Genomic DNA, 15,199 nt, shown 5'->3' with positions numbered 1-15,199 from the left:
TGACTTGAAGCGCATTCTGACGGGCAGGCGAGGCATCCTGGCGCCTGGGCCGTCGATCGGCGGTTGCGGTGGCGCTCAGCGGGTGATGATGTTGCCGCCGGCGCCCGTGCCGCCGCCGTATCCGCCCGGGCCGGCGGAGTAGTCCGGTGGCATGGGGGGCAGGCCGGCTTTCTGGCGCACGGCATTCACGTAGGCGTTGCCATCCAGCGGGCGGCCGTGCCGCTGTGATTGCCACAGGGCCTCGACCAGACATTCCTGCACGACGTGGGCGGCGTCGTGGGCACTGCCCAGCTTCGCCTCCAGCACGTCCATGGCCTGGCGGATGCCGCGGGGCTGGTCGATGCCGCGCTGCTCGCTGATGGCCAGGTGCAGCGACAGGTGCAGGAAGGGGTTGCTGCGGCCGGCTTCGGGGCTGTAGTCGGCTTCCAGCGCCCGATCCAGGTCAGCCAGCTCGTCGTGATATTCAGGGTGCTGGCCGATCCATTGCAGGGCGACCATCTCCAGGGGCTCCAGCGGGGTGCCTTGCTGGTGTTTCTTCCAGACGTTGCAGAAGTAGCGGCGCACGTCGGCGACGGAGGGATTGAAGAGCATGGGCGTAGGGGAAGGGCCGGTCAGGCGTTGCGTCAGGGAGGTTATGGGGCGGTTACGGCAGGCGCAGGGCGGGAGGGTGGGGCATGGTGCGGACAGGGGGCCAGCGTGGGCAGGGCGCGCCGGTGCTTCATCCCCTGTCGTCCCGTGCCCTGATGGTTCATGCCTTGGAGCGTGGCGCCCGGTCCAGCGCCGACTTGCGGGGTGGGGGCAGGGTCTTGGGCTGGTAGGGGCAGAGGTCCGTGATGGGGCAGCGCCAGCACTCGGGCGTGCGCGCCTTGCAGATGTAGCGGCCGTGCAGGATGAGCCAGTGATGGGCGTTCTGGCGGTAATCCCTGGGCACGACTTTCAGCAGCTTCTGCTCCACTTCCTCGACATTCTTGCCCGGGGCCAGGCCGGTGCGGTTGGAGACCCGGAAGATGTGGGTGTCCACGGCGATGGTGGGGTGGCCGAAGGCAACGTTCAGGACGACGTTGGCGGTCTTGCGGCCGACGCCAGGCAGGGCTTCGAGGGCGGCGCGGTCATCGGGCACTTCGCCGCCATGCTGGTCGATGAGGATCTGGCTCATGGCCAGCAGGTTCTTCGCCTTGTTGCGGAAGAGCCCGATGGTGCGGATGGCTTCGGTGATGTTCTCCAGCCCCAGCTCGACCATGGCCTGCGGGGTGGGGGCCAGCGGAAAGAGCCGTCGGGTGACGATGTTGACGCTCTTGTCGGTGGCCTGGGCCGAGAGCAGCACGGCGGCCAGCAGCTGATAGGGGCTGCCGTATTCCAGTTCGGACTGGGGATCGGGATTGGCGGCGGCCAGACGCCGGAACATCTCCTGGCGGTTTGCGGGGCTCATGCAGTGGGTCGTGGGCGGGGCATCCGGATGCGGGCACGGATGGCGGCCAGGCGGCGGGCCTTCTCGTCGGTGTCGACCAGGGCGACGTTGGGGTCGCGGAGCAGGGTGTCTGCGGTTCCGGGTGCTGCCGGTCCGGTCGTGGGGGATTCTGCCCGAGGGGCGGCATGGCCGGTGGTGATGTCGGCGCTGCCGTTCCCGGCGGAGACATCTTCTGCGGAACGCGGGCTGGTGGCATGTGTGCCCTTCAGCCGCTGGTCACGGCGCTGGTGGTGCTGGCGGCCGAGCCGGGCATCGGATGCCTGCCAGGGGCTGGCCAGTGGCACCAGGGAAATGCAGTCGGTGGGGCAGGGCGGCAGGCACAGTTCGCAGCCGGTGCAGCGGTCGGTCAGCACCTGGTGCTGAAAACGCGGGGCGCCCACGATGGCGTCGACCGGACAGGCCAGGATGCACTTGGTACAGCCGATGCAGTGCAGGGGGTCGATGCGGACCACATGCCGCACGGGCATGGGCTCCAGGTCTGCCGCCAGCGGCACGACCGGCTGGTCGAGCAGCCTGGCCAGGGCCTGGATGGTGGCGTCGGCGCCCGGCGGGCAGCGATCGATGGCGGCCTCGCCGCGGGCGATGGCGCCGGCATAGGCATGGCAGTCGTCGTAGCCGCAGCGCCGGCACTGGGTCTGGGGCAGCAGCCGGTCGATGGCATCGACCAGGGCCACGGCGGTCATCGGCTGAAGGGATGGGGCCATGGTCCGATTGTAGTGATCATGGGTGGACAATCCTTGACAGACCGTGTGTTGCAAAAAACACGACTTTCCCTTGCCTGGGTGCCAGCAATATCCCTAGGGGTCATTCTGAATGAGAGTCCTACCCAATCTCAGATATATTGATAGGATGGGAGGAGGCGAAAGAGCGTCGGCCGGATGGCCATTCGGGACAGGAAAGCAGGGGCGGGCGTAATGCCCGCCGACAGGGTCAGCCTTCCAGGTACTGCAGCTTGTTGGGGGTGCCGTTCCAGTCGTCGGCGTCTTCAAGCGGCGACTTGCTGCGGGTGATGGCCGGCCAGTTGGGCGCCTTCTCGGCGTTGATGGCGATGAAGTTTTCCTGATCGCCAGGCACGTCTTCCTCGGCGACAATGGCTTCCGCGGGGCATTCCGGCACGCAGACGGCACAGTCGATACACTCATCGGGATCGATGACGAGCATGTTGGGACCTTCCCGGAAGCAGTCCACCGGGCATACATCGACGCAGTCGGTGTATTTGCAGCGGATGCAATTATCGAGCACGATGTGGGCCATTGCAGCGTGACAGGTATGAAGATGATAGAAGAGGGCAGTATTTTATCCTCTTGCATGCCGGTCTGGCGATCCTGAATTCATGGAAAAGTCGATGATCATTGCCTCTTTACTCGATACTGACCTGTACAAGTTCACGATGATGCAGGTGGTGCTGCATCACTTCCCCGGGGCACAGGTGGAGTACCGCTTCAAGTGCCGCAACGAGGGCGTGGACCTGGTGCCGCTCATCGACGACATCCAGCGCGAGATCGAGGCGCTGTGCTCGCTGCGCTTCACCGACGAGGAGCTGGACTACCTGCGGCAGTTCCGCTTCCTCAAGAGCGATTTCATCGACTTTCTCGGTCTTTTCCAGATGAATCGCAAGTACATCTCGGTTGCACCGGCGCCGCAGGGCAACGGCGAGATCGATATCGTCATCAAGGGGCCGTGGCTGCACACCATCCTCTTCGAGATCCCGGTGCTGGCCATCGTCAACGAGCTGTATTTCCGACGGCTGGCACCCAACCCGGACTACGACGAGGGACGCCGGCGGCTGGACGAGAAGATTGCCACCATCGTGGACGATCCGGAGATGGAGGGCATCCGCATTGCCGACTACGGCACGCGCCGGCGCTTCTCGGCGCGCTGGCAGGAGGAGGTGCTGCAGGTCTGCAAGGAACGGCTGGGCGATGTGCTGACTGGCACGTCGAACGTGATGCTGGCGATGCGCTACGGGCTGCGGCCGCTGGGCACGATGGCGCACGAGTACCTGCAGGCCTGCCAGGCGTTGGGGCCGCGGCTGCGTGATTCGCAGATCTTTGCCTTCGAGACCTGGGCGCGCGAGTACCGCGGCGACCTGGGCATTGCGCTGTCGGACGTGTACGGGCTGGATGCGTTCCTGCGCGACTTCGACATGTACTTCTGCAAGCTCTTCGACGGCGCACGGCATGATTCGGGCGATCCGTTCGAGTGGGGCGAGCGCCTGATCCGGCACTACACGGCCAACCGGGTCGATCCGGCCTCCAAGACGCTGGTGTTCTCCGATTCGCTCACCTTCGACCTGATGAAGGCGCTGTACCGGCGCTTCCACGAGCGGGTGGTGGTGCGCTTCGGTATCGGTACCAACCTCACCAACGACCTGGGCTACAAGCCGCTGGCCATCGTCATCAAGATGGTGGGCTGCAATGGCCAGCCGGTGGCCAAGCTGTCCGACGACCCGGGCAAGAACATGGTGACCGACCACGACTACCTGCAGTACCTGCGCAAGGTGTTCGACATCTCCTCGCAGCAGATTCCCACGCCTGCCCCGGCGCCGGGCAGCGTGGCCGACATCGCAGGCGGGGAGTGAGGGAGCAGGGGCGGGCGCCGCGCTCAGGCGGCTTGCCGTCCGGTCGGGCGTGTGCCGGCCGCGGGCTGCACGCGCCCGTGGCGGGGCTCCGGATTGCGGGGCTCCAGATCTAGAAGAAGAGCCGCACGCCCAGCATCAGCAGGCTTTCGGGCGTGGCACTGCCCGATTCGGCCGCATAGCGGCTCTCGGCAAAGGTGGCCATCTCGCGCGACAGCCGCGAGGTGAGACCCAGGCCAATGATGCCGTGCGTCTTGTAGCGCTGCTTGACGGTACCGTTGCCGTCGGTGACCTGATGGCGCACTTCCACCTGCAGCCGGGGCTGGATCGGCCCGAAGGTGCCGAACCAGTCGGTTTCCATCACGCTGCCCAGCGACAGGCTGGACAGCGAGCGGTTGCTGTGCGCGCCACGACCGTCCAGCTGGGTGGCATCCAGTTGCGTGGCCACCAGATCGTAGCGGCTGTAGGGCGAGAAGCTCCAGCCATGGAAGGTCTCGGGCTGGCGGTTCAGCTCCAGGCTGATGGCCTGCGACATGCCCGAGACGCCCAGGCCGGTGCCGGCATAGGACTGCAGGAAGTCGCGTCGTGCCCGATGCATGCCCAGCGAGACGCTCATGTCGAACATCACGGCGCGCATCGGCTGCAGCGACATGTAGGCCGACAGGACGGTGCCGGAGGCCTTGCGGGTGGCAATGCGCCCCGCGGCGAAGCCGATGGCCACTTCCTCGTTGACCTGCTGGTCGCTGCCGACGATGGTGCCCGGCGTGGTCAGCCCCAGGCCGCTGCTGTTGTTGATGCTGTAGAGCGTGCCGCGCACGTAGACATTGGTCTTGCCCGGCGCGCTGTTGAGCAGGCGTGCCGTGCCGGGTTGCAGGCCGCGCGTGGCCAGCGGGATGTTGCCGCTGATCTTGTCGGAGAGCTGCAGCTGGTTGTGAAAGCGCGGCACGTCACGGCTGCTGGCACGCGCCAGTTGCTTCTGGCGGGTGCGGATCTGCGCCATGTGGGTCTGGATGCCGCCCTGGGCCTGATCCAGGAAGGATTCCGAGGCCTTGCGGCAGATGCCGCCGGACATCTCGTTGCTGGCCTGGGCCAGGGCAGGGAGCGTCAGCAGCGCCGCCATCGAGAGGGCGAGGATCGGTCGTCCGGTAAACTGTGCCCGGCGGGCGGCGAAGGCCGGCAGACGACGCGGGTTTGTGACAGGGGACCACATGATTGCTGCACGCAAATAGACGTTGCGACGATGTTTCAGGGTGCCGACGGTGCCCCGAGGATTGCTCTCCGGGAAGGAGGAAACCCGTGAGGCATGATTCTTCTGGAAAACATCGTTCGATCCATCCCCGGACGGACGAGTGGTCACGAACTGGCCCCTGATCGGTCCGGTATCTCATTGTCCGTCTTTTGTTCGTCCTTTGTATCAATAGAAGGTTGCGTGTATCGAAATGGAAACATCTCAGGATGCAGTCCGCAGTTCCCGCGCCACAGCGGGTGAGGCGGGTGTCGGAAAAGCGGCGAAGCGGCTGGTGGGCCTGATCCCGGCGGCCGGGCGTGGCACGCGGCTGGCGCCCTTGCCCTTCAGCAAGGAGCTGGTGCCGGTGGGCTTCCAGCACGCCAGCGAAGGCGCCGACCGCAAGCCCAAGCCGGTGTCGCAGTACCTGCTGGAGCGGATGCGGCTGGCCGGTGCGCAGCAGGTGTTCTTCATCACGCGCCCGGGCAAGGGCGACATTGCCGACTACTATGGCGACGGCAGCCGGCTGGGCATGGACTTTGCCTATCTGCAGGCACGTCTGCCCTGGGGGCCACCGTTCTCGCTGTCGCAGGCCGTGCCTTTCATTGGGGATGCCGACGTGGTGTTCGGCTTTCCCGACATCCTGATCGACCCGGTGGATTCGTTCACGCCGTTGCTGGCACGCCAGGCCGAGACCGGCGCCGATGTGGTGCTGGGGCTGTTCGATGCCACCGCTCGCGAGCCGGGCGATGTGATCACCCTGGATGAAGCGAGCGGCCGCGTGCTGGGGCTGGAGACCAAGGAAGAGCGGCCGAATCGGCCCGATCACTACACCTGCTGGATGTTCGCGGTCTGGAACGGGCGCTTCTCGGCCTTCCTGCGGGAAGAATGCGAGCGGCTGGCCGAGGTGGCGCGTGCCCGCATCGCGGCCGACCCCGCCGGCAAGGCCCCCGAGTGGCCGGTGGGTGCCGTCATCTCGGCGGCCATCCGGGCGGGGCTGCACGTCAACAGCGTCTATTTTCCCCAGGGACGTTTTCTGGACATCGGTGAGCCCGCCGGCATCACGGCGGCCGCAGCCTTCCCCGGTGTCTGGGATGGGCTGACGCCGCATCCGGCGGACGGCGGGCGATGACGGTCGCGGGCATCCCCTGCGCCTGGTGGTTGGTGCCGGAGGCCGGGCGGCATGAGCGGCTGTCGCGCTGGATCGGCGCGCTGGCGGCACTGCACGGTGGCCCGGTGTTCGAGCCGCATCTGACACTGGCGCTGTCCACGCTGCCGGAGGGCGTGGACGTGCCGGACGTTCGGGTGCGACTGGCTGCTGCCGTGGTTGCGCCTGGCCGGGCAGGGGCGGCCGACGAGGGGCTGCAGCCCCTGACGCTGAACACGGTGGGGCTGGGGCACGATCCGCATTTCTTTCGGGCCTTCCATCTGCGCATGGCCCCCAGCCAGGCCGAGCGGCAGGCCCTGGCGGCGCAGGTGCGAGCGTTGCACGGGGCGCTGGGGCCGGCCTGGGACACCCGGCCGCCGGCCTTTGCGCCCCATGTGAGCCTGGCCTACGGCGAGTGGACCGAGGAGCGGCGCCGGCAGCAGGTGCGCGACACGCCCATCGACCCTGAGCTGGCGCGGATCCGCTTCGACACGCTGGTGGGGGTGCGGCCGCGCGCCGGGGTCCGCACGCTGGACCGCGTGGCCGATTGGGAGATCTTCCTGCGGCTGCCGCTGAGCCAGCGCTGAGCGGCCGGGCCCGGGCCGGAGGTCAGCAGGCAGCAGGCAGCAGTCAGCGGGCAGCAGTCAGCGGGCAGCAGTCAGCGGGCAGCAGTCAGCGGGCAGGGCGGTCGGGTAAATGAGACAGACCTACAACAAACAGGGGATATCCCCAATCGGCACGCCGCCGCGCCGGACGTAGGATGTCCGAGGAGGTGGCGGCCGGCCGGAAGGTCGACACCGCCATTGTCTGCGTGGCCTGTCTTTCCTGTCCGCCGGGCGCCGGTTGCAGGTGCTCGAAAGACGGCCGCACAGTGATCGATCATCATTCAAGGAGCGGACATCGCATGACCGGAGGTTACGTCATGTCCAGCCTGGAGGACGCGTTTCGCAAGGCGCAGCAGGATGTGCACGACCTGAGCGTGCCGCCTGGGCGCATCATGCAGCTGCGCCTGTACGCGCTCTTCATGCAGGCCACGTCCGGCAACGCCTCGGGCGCCCGTCCGGGGTTCTCCGACTTCGAGGCCCGCTCGCGCTGGGATGCCTGGCAGGCCCTGTCGGGCCTGGCGCGTGAGGACGCCATGTCCGAGTACATCGCCGAGGCCGGGCGCCTGAAATATCGACAGTTGCTGGGAGCCGTCTAGAGCGTTTGGGTTTTCCCCGGATACCGGATATCATCACGGGTTCCTTGCCACACGGTGTCGGTGCAAGCCGGGCCGGTGGCTTTCTTCCCACGGAAATCCAGAAGGGTAATCCATGCGACATTATGAAATCGTCTTCATGGTCCATCCGGACCAGAGCGAACAAGTGCCTGCAATGATCGACCGTTACAAGCAGATGGTCGAAGGCGCCAACGGCAAGATGCACCGGGTCGAGGACTGGGGCCGGCTGCAACTCGCCTATCCCATTCAGAAGATCGGCAAGGCGCACTACGTGCTGATGAACGTCGAGTGCGACCAGCACACGCTGGGCGAGATCGAGAATGCCTTCCGCTTCAACGACGCCGTGCTGCGCCACCTGGTGGTGCGGATGGACAAGGCCGAGACCGGCCCGTCCGTCATGAGCAAGCGTCTGCAGAAGGAAGAGTCCCGCAAGGCGGGCAGCTCCGAGGCCCCTGCAGCGGCCGAAGGCAAGGCAGCCGAGTAATCGGCAGCGCGTGTGCAGCAGGCAGCCCGAGACCTAGCGGTGCCAGCCCCGGCCGATGATCATCCGGAAGCATCCGCTCCGGCCCGAAATCATCTGGAGCTGACCGCCATCCTCTCGGAGCGCGAGACGCTGCGCTACAACCTGTCGGGCGTTCCGGTGGTGGAATGCGTGCTCACCCACGAATCCATCCTGCCCGAAGCCGGCATCGACCGTCGCGTCAACCTTCGGGTCCAGGCCGTCGCCATTGGTGACGTGGCCCACCGGCTGGTCGAGATCGACCCTGGCACCCGGTTGAGCGTCAGCGGTTTCCTGGCCCAGGCCCGCAAGAGCACCCGCATCGTCTGCCTGCACCTGACACGCATCGATCAGTACTGAACAAACACTCAAGAGGTTTCATCATGGTTGGTTTCCGTCGCGGCAGCAAAGACCGCAAACCCAAACGTCCCGCCCAGTCCGCCCTGTTCAAGCGCAAGAAGTTCTGCCGCTTCACGGCCGAGAAGGTGGAATGGATCGACTACAAGGATGTCGACACGCTGAAGGACTTCGTGACCGAGCAGGGCAAGATCATTCCTGCGCGCCTCACCGGCACCCGTGCTCACTATCAGCGTCAGCTGGGCGTCGCCATCCGGCGTGCTCGCTTCCTGGCCCTGATGCCCTACACCGACAACCACTGATACCCCATCGCGGGGCCGCAACCTGCTGCCATCTCCGTGATGGCGGTGCGCGACCCGGCAGGAGCACATGATGCAGATTATTTTGCTTGAGAAAGTCGTCAACCTCGGTCAGCTGGGCGATGTCGTCCGCGTCCGGGATGGCTATGCCCGCAACTTCCTGATCCCGCAGGGCAAGGCCCGTCGTGCCACCCAGGCCGCCGTGGCCGAGTTCGAGGCCCGTCGTGCCGAGCTGGAGCGCCTGCAGGCCGAGAAGCTGGCCGCAGCCCAGGCTGAAGGCGAAAAGCTGGCCGGTCGCCAGTTCTCGCTGAACGAGAAGGCCGGCGTCGATGGCCGCCTGTTCGGTTCGGTCACCAACGCCAACGTGGCCGAGACCCTGCACAAGGCCGGCTTCGCCAGCGTGCAGAAGTCCATGATCCGCATGCCGGAAGGTCACATCAAGACCATCGGCGAGCACCCGGTGCAGGTTGCCCTGCACACCGACGTGCTGGTCGACATCACCATCAACGTGGTGGGCGAGACGGCCTGATCGCCGTGTCAGGCCCATGCCTGGCCAGTTTCCGGGGCGCTTGCCCCGGCAGGTCGGCCTGAGGCCTCATCGATGGTCATGAGGCCTGTTCAGGTCCATGACCATCCAGCCGTACAGAAAAGCGGGGCGTCCCTTGGCGGGGTCGCCCCGCTTTGATTTTTGTGTGTCCGGGTTCCCCTGTCCGGGGCCGTTTCCGGCTTCTTCCGTCACCGAAAGGCTTGCATTTCATGGATAGCGAGATTGCACAACTGCGGCTGCCGCCGCATTCGATCGAGGCCGAGCAATCGGTGCTGGGCGGGCTGCTGCTGAACAACGGCACCTGGGAAGACATTGCTGACATCATCACCGATGATGACTTCTATCGGCATGATCACCGGATGATATGGCAGCACATCTCCAACCTGCTGCGTGCCGGCCGACCGGCCGATGCGCTGACCGTGAAGGACGCGCTGCAGCAGTCCGGCCGGCTGGAGGATGCCGGCGGCGAGCAGTACCTGGCGATGCTGTCCAATGCCGTCATCTCGGCCAGCAACATCCGCCACTACGCCGAGATGGTGCGTGACCGTGCCGTGCTGCGTCGGCTGATTGCCGTCTCCGACCAGATCGCCACCGAGGCCTTCAACGCCCAGGGGCGTCCGGTGAACGAGGTGCTGGACGCGGCTGAGGCCGAGATGTTCAAGATTGCCGAGGACAGCGGCAAGAAGCGCAACGACTTCCAGCACATCGGTCCGCTGTCGGGCAAGGTCTTCCAGCGCATCGACGAACTCTACAACCGCGACAACCCCAGCGAGATCACCGGCATTGCCACCGGTTTCGTGGACCTGGACCGGATGACCTCCGGTATGCAGCCTGGCGACCTGATCATCGTGGCGGCCCGCCCGTCGGTGGGTAAGACGGCCTTCGCGCTCAACATTGGCGAGCACGTGGCCGTGCACGAGAAGCTGCCGGTGGCGGTCTTCAGTATGGAGATGGGCGCCGAGCAGCTGGTGATGCGTCTGATCGGCTCCACGGGGCGCATCGATCAGCAGCGGCTGCGTACCGGCCGGCTGACCGAGGACGACTTCATCCGGCTGACCGATGCCATGGGCAAGATGCAGGATGCGCCGATGTTCATCGACGAGACGCCGGCGCTCAATCCCTTCGAGCTGCGGGCCCGTGCCCGACGCCTGGCGCGTCAGTACGGCCACCTGGGGCTCATCGTCATCGACTACCTGCAGCTGATGACGGGTGCCAACCCGGGCGGCCGCGAGAACCGCGCCACCGAGGTGGGTGAGATCTCGCGGGCGCTGAAGTCGCTGGCCAAGGAGCTGAAGTGTCCCGTCATCGCGCTGTCGCAGCTCTCGCGGGAGGTGGAAAAGCGCCAGGACAAGAAGCCCATCATGAGTGACCTGCGCGAATCGGGCTCGATCGAGCAGGATGCCGACGTGATCTTCTTCATCCACCGTGACGATCGCTACGACCCTGACGCCGAAACCAAGGGCATGGCCGAGATCATCATCGGCAAGCAGCGTAACGGCCCGATCGGCTCCGTCACGCTGGCCTTCCAGGGCCAGTACACCAAGTTCGAGAACTTCGCCGCGGGCTGAGGCGCTGGGGCGGCTCCGCGCCCGTGCAGCGGGAAGGCCCCCGCAAATCCGTCACCGCTGGCTGATCGTTCAGCTTGCCAGAGGCATGGCAGCCTGCGGCGGGTGGTGGCGACCCTTGTCCTTGTTGCCGCCCTTGCCGTGCAGCAGGTGGCGGCTCAGGAAGGCGCGAACCGGTTTCTCGTACAGTACGTACACTGCGGCGGCCACCGTCAGTGTGGCGGCAAACACGATTGCCGTGTAGACGGGCAGGCTGAACTGCAGTGCGCCCAGGCGCTTGACGGCCCCCATTACGTAGATGTGGAAGATGTAGATGGGGTAGGACAGCTCACCCAGGAAGTCGATGGTGGCCTTGGCGGGCTGGCCCAGCTTGCGGAAGGCCTGCTCGCAGGCCAGCGTCAGCACCACCAGCGCAGTACTGGGCAGGCCGATGACCACCACGCGCACCCATTTGTCCAGCGCCATTTCCTGCGTGACCAGACCCGTGTCGGGCAGCAGCGCCCAGGTGTAGAGCGCCAGACCGGCCGCGGCGGCCAGCATCGGCAGTCTGGCGTGCTCAATGAAGCGGGTGCTGGAGAGCAGCTGGGCCAGCAGCATGCCGTAGATGAACTCGACGACGTAGGCATCGCTCCAGAAGGCCAGTGCAGATTCCGGGGCGGCGTAGGGATGCACCGCCGTCAGGGACACCAGCAGCAGCGAGCTGATGAGCAGGCGGTGCTGGTGCGAGATCTTCAGGGCGATGAAGAACACCAGATAGAAGAGGATCTCGTAGTTCAGCGACCACCCCAGCGTCAGCAGCGGCATGTGGTACTGGATGCTCTCGTTCCACACGGGGATGAAGAAGAGCGAGCCCAGCAGCTTGTCGGCGTCCAGGCTGGTGTGGTTGAGCATGCCGGGCGCTTTCAGCGCGATGGCGGCCAGGGCCAGCGTGCCCAGCCAGTACAGCGGCACGATGCGGATCAGCCGGCGGGTGAAGAACTGCGGCGCACCGTCCCGGGTGACGTAGTAGATGATGAAGCCCGAGATGACGAAGAAGATGTCGACGCCACTGCTGCCGAAGGGGGTGAGTCCCACTTCGTTGCGGATGTGGCTGATGACCACCAGCGCGGCCGCGATGAAGCGCAGCGCCTGCAGCGAGTAGAGGGTCTTGTCGGCACGGGCGGGCTGGGCCGATTGCGGGACCTGACCGGCGGGGTGAGAGCGCAGGATACTTGCCATGGGGTGGGGCTCCGAATGGAGCGCCCATCTTAGGAAAGTGTTGTTTTCATGTCACTCGCCAATCCAGTCCGAGTGTGAGGAATTCCGGCTCCGTCGGCAGGATGTGCCTCAACGCGTGTGCACTTGTTCCGCTTCCGGAGTCGATCCCCGCAACAGGCAGCGTATCCGCTGCCCCGGGTTAGAGCACATCTGCCGCAAAGTCTGCCAGCCGCGAGCGCTCACCGCGCTGCAGCGTCAGGTGCCCGCCGTGCTTCCAGCCCTTGAAACGCTCCACCACGTAGGTGAGGCCCGACGAGGCCTCGGTGAGGTAGGGCGTGTCGATCTGGGCGATGTTGCCCAGACAGACCACCTTGGTGCCGGGGCCCGCGCGGGTGGCCAGCGTCTTCATCTGCTTGGGCGTGAGGTTCTGCGCCTCGTCGATGATCAGGTACTTGTTGTTGAAGGTGCGGCCGCGCATGAAGGACATCGACTTCACCCGGATGCGCGAGCGGATGAGATCGGCCGCCGCGGCACGCCCCCATTCGCCACCGGCACTGCCGCGGTTGAGCACCTCCAGGTTGTCTTCCAGGGCGCCCATCCAGGGCTGCATCTTCTCTTCCTCGGTACCGGGCAGGTAGCCGATGTCGTCGCCCACCGGCACGGTGGCGCGGGTCATGATGATCTCGGTGAAGCGCTTCTGGTCCAGCGTCTGCGCCAGACCCGCGGTGAGTGCCAGCAGCGTCTTGCCGGTGCCGACCTGGCCCAGCAGCGTCACGAAGTCGATGTCCGGATCCAGCAGCAGGTTCAGGGCAAAGTTCTGCTCGCGGTTGCGGGCGGTGATGCCCCAGATGGCGTGGCGTGCCTGGGTGTAGTCCCGCACCACACGCAGCACGGCCTGGTCGCCTTCGCGTTCCCGCACCTGGGCAAACAGCGGTGTGCCGCCATCGTCTTCCAGGTACACGAACTGGTTGAGCAGCATGGAAGACACCAGCGGGCCGCGGATGCGGTAGTAGGTCATGCCGCCGTCCTGCCAGGACTCCATGTCCTTGCCATGGGTCTGCCAGAAATCGGCCGGCAGGGCCAGCGAACCGCTGTAGAGCAGGTCCAGGTCGTCGGTGACCTGGTCGTTGAAGTAGTCCTCGGCCGGCAGGCCCAGCGAACGGGCCTTGATGCGTATGTTGATGTCCTTGGACACCAGCACCGCCTGCCGCTCGGGAAAGACCTGGCGCAGGGCGGCCGTCACCGACAGGATGCGGTTGTCGGCCTTGCCGGGAGGCAGGGCTTCGGGCAAGGGCGCTTCCAGCACGCGGGTCTGCAGGAAGAGCCGCCCGGTGGCGTCGGAATGGCCCAGCCGGTCCAGCGGGATGCCCTGCTCGATGCTGCCCTCGATGCCGGCCAGCAGCTCGTCCAGGCTGCGGCTGACCTGGCGGGCGTGGCGCGAGACCTCGCTCATGCCGCGCTTGTGATCGTCCAGCTCTTCCAGCGTGATCATCGGCAGGAACACGTCGTGCTCCTGGAAGCGGAAGAGGGCGGTGGGATCGTGCATCAGCACGTTGGTGTCCAGCACGAACAGCTTGTGGGTCGCCGCCTCGGTGCCCGGGGCGCGGTGCCGACGTGCGTGCCGTGCGGGGGCGAAGGGCGCCACCGTGGCGTCTGGCCGTGTCGTGCCGGATGCGGCATCGGGCGTGCTACCCGCAGGCGGTGCGCTGAGCAGCGCGGCCGTCTGGGTGCTGCCCTGAGCGGGACGTCCCTCGACGCCGGGCCGGGTGCCTGCTGCCGGCTGTGCGGCACCTGTGGCTGATGCCGCAGGGCTGCTGACCGGGGCCGAGGTCTGGGTGCAACCGCCAGTCTTGCCCGCAGCGCGTTCCTTGCCGGCATCCCGGCCTTGGCTTGCCGTGGCAACCGCGGGGGACACGGCTTCAGCCACGGGGGTGGCAACCGGGTCGAGGGCAAGTTCCAGGGCCGGGTTGGCCTCGGCCTGGGCGGTTGCGCTCTTTTTGCGGCGGCTGGCCGGCAGCTTGGCCTTGTTGCGCGAGGCAGCCTTGATGTCGAGGCGTTCACCTCGGGTGGTGGGGGCTTTGGGTAGCGGCATGGGACAGGCGGCGGGCAATGGCCCTGGCCGTGGAAAAGGGTCGGAGTATCAGAAGGCGTGGGAGGGCGAGTCGTGAAGCTCCCGGACGGCGGCCAGCACCTCGGCCACATGGCCGGGGACCTTCACCTTGCGCCATTCCTTGACCAGCACGCCGGCGCGGTTGATGAGGAAGGTGGAGCGCTCAATGCCACGCACCTGCTTGCCATACATGTTCTTCAGTCTGATGACGTCGAACAGCGTGCAGAGCGCCTCATCGGGGTCGCTGACCAGCGCAAAGGGCAGCTCCAGCTTCTGACGGAAGTTGGCGTGGCTTTTCAGGCTGTCGCGCGAGATGCCGTACACCTCGGCGCCAGCGGTGAGGAAGTCCTGCCAGGCCGCGGCAAAGTCGCTGGCTTCGTTCGTGCAGCCCGGGGTGCTGTCCTTCGGGTAGAAGTAGAGCACCACCATCCGACCGTTCAGTTCGTTGAAGTTCAGGGGGCCGGCCGTGGTCTCTGCCGTGAAGTCGGGCACCTTCTGGCCGATCTTCAGGACGGGGGCGTGGGCAGGCGCGGAGGATGTTTGCATGAGTGAGAGAATCAGGAATTCGAGGGGCAGGGGCCGCAGGTGGGAGGGGCGCCGACAATCAGGGCGCAGTCACCAGGGCGAGCAGGACCTGGCGGCCTTCGGCCATCAGGATGTTGTAGGTACGGCACGCGGCCACCGAGTCCATGGTCTCCAGGCCGATGCCGGCCTGCAACAGTGGGCGTGAGAACGACGGCGGCGGAAACTGCAGGCGTGGGCCGGTGCCCAGCAGGATGACTTCCGGGCGCGGCTCGGCCAGCGCCAGCAGCATGTCGGGTGTGAGTGCCGCCAGACCGTCGATAGACCAGGGCTGCACCGGACCCTGCGGGCGCAGCAGCAGCGGCCCTTCGTGCCTTGCCCCGTTGACTTCCACCCAGCCGGTACCGTAGGCGGTGATGGCGTTGAGATCGTCGTGGTGGTCGGGGTGCAGTTTCATGGATGGGGC

18 protein-coding genes are annotated in these 15,199 nt (G+C 66.3%); 9 read left to right on the top strand and 9 right to left on the bottom strand.

Annotated features, from left to right (window positions below):
* Window positions 1–75 precede the first annotated feature (75 nt).
* The 4 genes from EL249_RS10980 to fdxA all read right to left on the bottom strand — a co-directional run bounded on the left by EL249_RS10980 (window position 76) and on the right by fdxA (window position 2,722).
* Window positions 76–591 carry a DUF1841 family protein gene (locus EL249_RS10980; RefSeq protein WP_005672374.1) on the bottom strand — a complete coding sequence of 172 codons (516 nt, stop codon included), beginning with the start codon at window positions 589–591 and terminating at the stop codon, window positions 76–78.
* A 157-nt stretch (window positions 592–748) separates the two neighbouring features.
* The gene (gene nth / locus EL249_RS10975; protein WP_005672375.1) at window positions 749–1,429 is read right to left on the bottom strand and encodes an endonuclease III; all 681 of its coding nucleotides are present in this window, start codon (window positions 1,427–1,429) and stop codon (window positions 749–751) included.
* On the bottom strand, window positions 1,426–2,172 hold the full coding sequence (locus EL249_RS10970; RefSeq protein WP_005672376.1) for an RnfABCDGE type electron transport complex subunit B: 747 nt from the start codon (window positions 2,170–2,172) through the stop codon (window positions 1,426–1,428). Before EL249_RS10970 ends, nth begins: the two co-directional genes overlap by 4 nt.
* A gap of 226 nt (window positions 2,173–2,398) precedes the next feature.
* Complete coding sequence (gene fdxA / locus EL249_RS10965) at window positions 2,399–2,722, bottom strand: ferredoxin FdxA (RefSeq protein ID WP_005672377.1); 324 nt, start codon at window positions 2,720–2,722, stop codon at window positions 2,399–2,401.
* A 91-nt stretch (window positions 2,723–2,813) separates the two neighbouring features.
* On the opposite strand from fdxA, the gene pncB reads away from it, so the two are divergent.
* Window positions 2,814–4,049: a nicotinate phosphoribosyltransferase gene (gene pncB / locus EL249_RS10960; protein WP_050782026.1), complete on the top strand. Its 1,236-nt coding sequence runs from the start codon at window positions 2,814–2,816 to the stop codon at window positions 4,047–4,049.
* A gap of 109 nt (window positions 4,050–4,158) precedes the next feature.
* Here the strand turns inward: pncB and EL249_RS10955 are convergent, their stop codons facing one another.
* A complete protein-coding gene (locus EL249_RS10955; RefSeq protein WP_126348219.1) occupies window positions 4,159–5,256 on the bottom strand; it encodes an autotransporter outer membrane beta-barrel domain-containing protein in 1,098 nt (365 codons plus the stop codon).
* A gap of 229 nt (window positions 5,257–5,485) precedes the next feature.
* Here EL249_RS10955 and EL249_RS10950 point away from each other — a divergent pair, with 229 nt between their 5' ends.
* The 8 genes from EL249_RS10950 to dnaB all read left to right on the top strand — a co-directional run bounded on the left by EL249_RS10950 (window position 5,486) and on the right by dnaB (window position 10,907).
* Window positions 5,486–6,403 carry a sugar phosphate nucleotidyltransferase gene (locus EL249_RS10950; RefSeq protein WP_005672382.1) on the top strand — a complete coding sequence of 306 codons (918 nt, stop codon included), beginning with the start codon at window positions 5,486–5,488 and terminating at the stop codon, window positions 6,401–6,403.
* Complete coding sequence (locus tag EL249_RS10945; protein WP_083799436.1) at window positions 6,400–7,005, top strand: hypothetical protein; 606 nt, start codon at window positions 6,400–6,402, stop codon at window positions 7,003–7,005. Before EL249_RS10950 ends, EL249_RS10945 begins: the two co-directional genes overlap by 4 nt.
* A gap of 317 nt (window positions 7,006–7,322) precedes the next feature.
* A complete protein-coding gene (locus tag EL249_RS10940; RefSeq protein ID WP_005672383.1) occupies window positions 7,323–7,619 on the top strand; it encodes an acyl-CoA-binding protein in 297 nt (98 codons plus the stop codon).
* A 112-nt stretch (window positions 7,620–7,731) separates the two neighbouring features.
* Window positions 7,732–8,121, top strand: coding sequence for a 30S ribosomal protein S6 (gene rpsF / locus EL249_RS10935; protein ID WP_005672384.1), 390 nt, complete (start codon window positions 7,732–7,734; stop codon window positions 8,119–8,121).
* A 39-nt stretch (window positions 8,122–8,160) separates the two neighbouring features.
* Window positions 8,161–8,496, top strand: coding sequence for a primosomal replication protein N (priB, locus tag EL249_RS10930; RefSeq protein WP_050781773.1), 336 nt, complete (start codon window positions 8,161–8,163; stop codon window positions 8,494–8,496).
* Window positions 8,497–8,519: 23 nt separating this feature from the next.
* Window positions 8,520–8,795, top strand: coding sequence for a 30S ribosomal protein S18 (rpsR, locus tag EL249_RS10925; protein ID WP_005672388.1), 276 nt, complete (start codon window positions 8,520–8,522; stop codon window positions 8,793–8,795).
* Between the two features lie 70 nt (window positions 8,796–8,865).
* Window positions 8,866–9,321 (top strand): 50S ribosomal protein L9, encoded by a 456-nt coding sequence (rplI, locus tag EL249_RS10920; RefSeq protein WP_040530570.1) that lies wholly within the window; start codon window positions 8,866–8,868, stop codon window positions 9,319–9,321.
* Between the two features lie 227 nt (window positions 9,322–9,548).
* Entirely contained in the window at window positions 9,549–10,907 is a 1,359-nt protein-coding gene (dnaB, locus tag EL249_RS10915) for a replicative DNA helicase (RefSeq protein ID WP_005672391.1), read from the top strand.
* A gap of 69 nt (window positions 10,908–10,976) precedes the next feature.
* On the opposite strand, the gene EL249_RS10910 is transcribed toward dnaB, so the two are convergent.
* The 4 genes from EL249_RS10910 to EL249_RS10895 all read right to left on the bottom strand — a co-directional run bounded on the left by EL249_RS10910 (window position 10,977) and on the right by EL249_RS10895 (window position 15,190).
* Window positions 10,977–12,122 (bottom strand): acyltransferase family protein, encoded by a 1,146-nt coding sequence (locus EL249_RS10910; protein ID WP_005672392.1) that lies wholly within the window; start codon window positions 12,120–12,122, stop codon window positions 10,977–10,979.
* A gap of 178 nt (window positions 12,123–12,300) precedes the next feature.
* On the bottom strand, window positions 12,301–14,193 hold the full coding sequence (locus tag EL249_RS10905) for a PhoH family protein (RefSeq protein ID WP_005672394.1): 1,893 nt from the start codon (window positions 14,191–14,193) through the stop codon (window positions 12,301–12,303).
* Window positions 14,194–14,241: 48 nt separating this feature from the next.
* Window positions 14,242–14,757: a peroxiredoxin gene (locus EL249_RS10900; RefSeq protein WP_005672396.1), complete on the bottom strand. Its 516-nt coding sequence runs from the start codon at window positions 14,755–14,757 to the stop codon at window positions 14,242–14,244.
* 58 nt (window positions 14,758–14,815) lie between these two features.
* Complete coding sequence (locus tag EL249_RS10895; protein WP_005672399.1) at window positions 14,816–15,190, bottom strand: Mth938-like domain-containing protein; 375 nt, start codon at window positions 15,188–15,190, stop codon at window positions 14,816–14,818.
* Between the last annotated feature and the right edge of the window lie 9 nt (window positions 15,191–15,199).

Origin of the sequence: Lautropia mirabilis, from assembly GCF_900637555.1 — a bacterium.
Classification (GTDB): domain Bacteria; phylum Pseudomonadota; class Gammaproteobacteria; order Burkholderiales; family Burkholderiaceae_E; genus Lautropia; species Lautropia mirabilis.
This window is presented reverse-complemented; position numbering and strand designations above follow the sequence as displayed.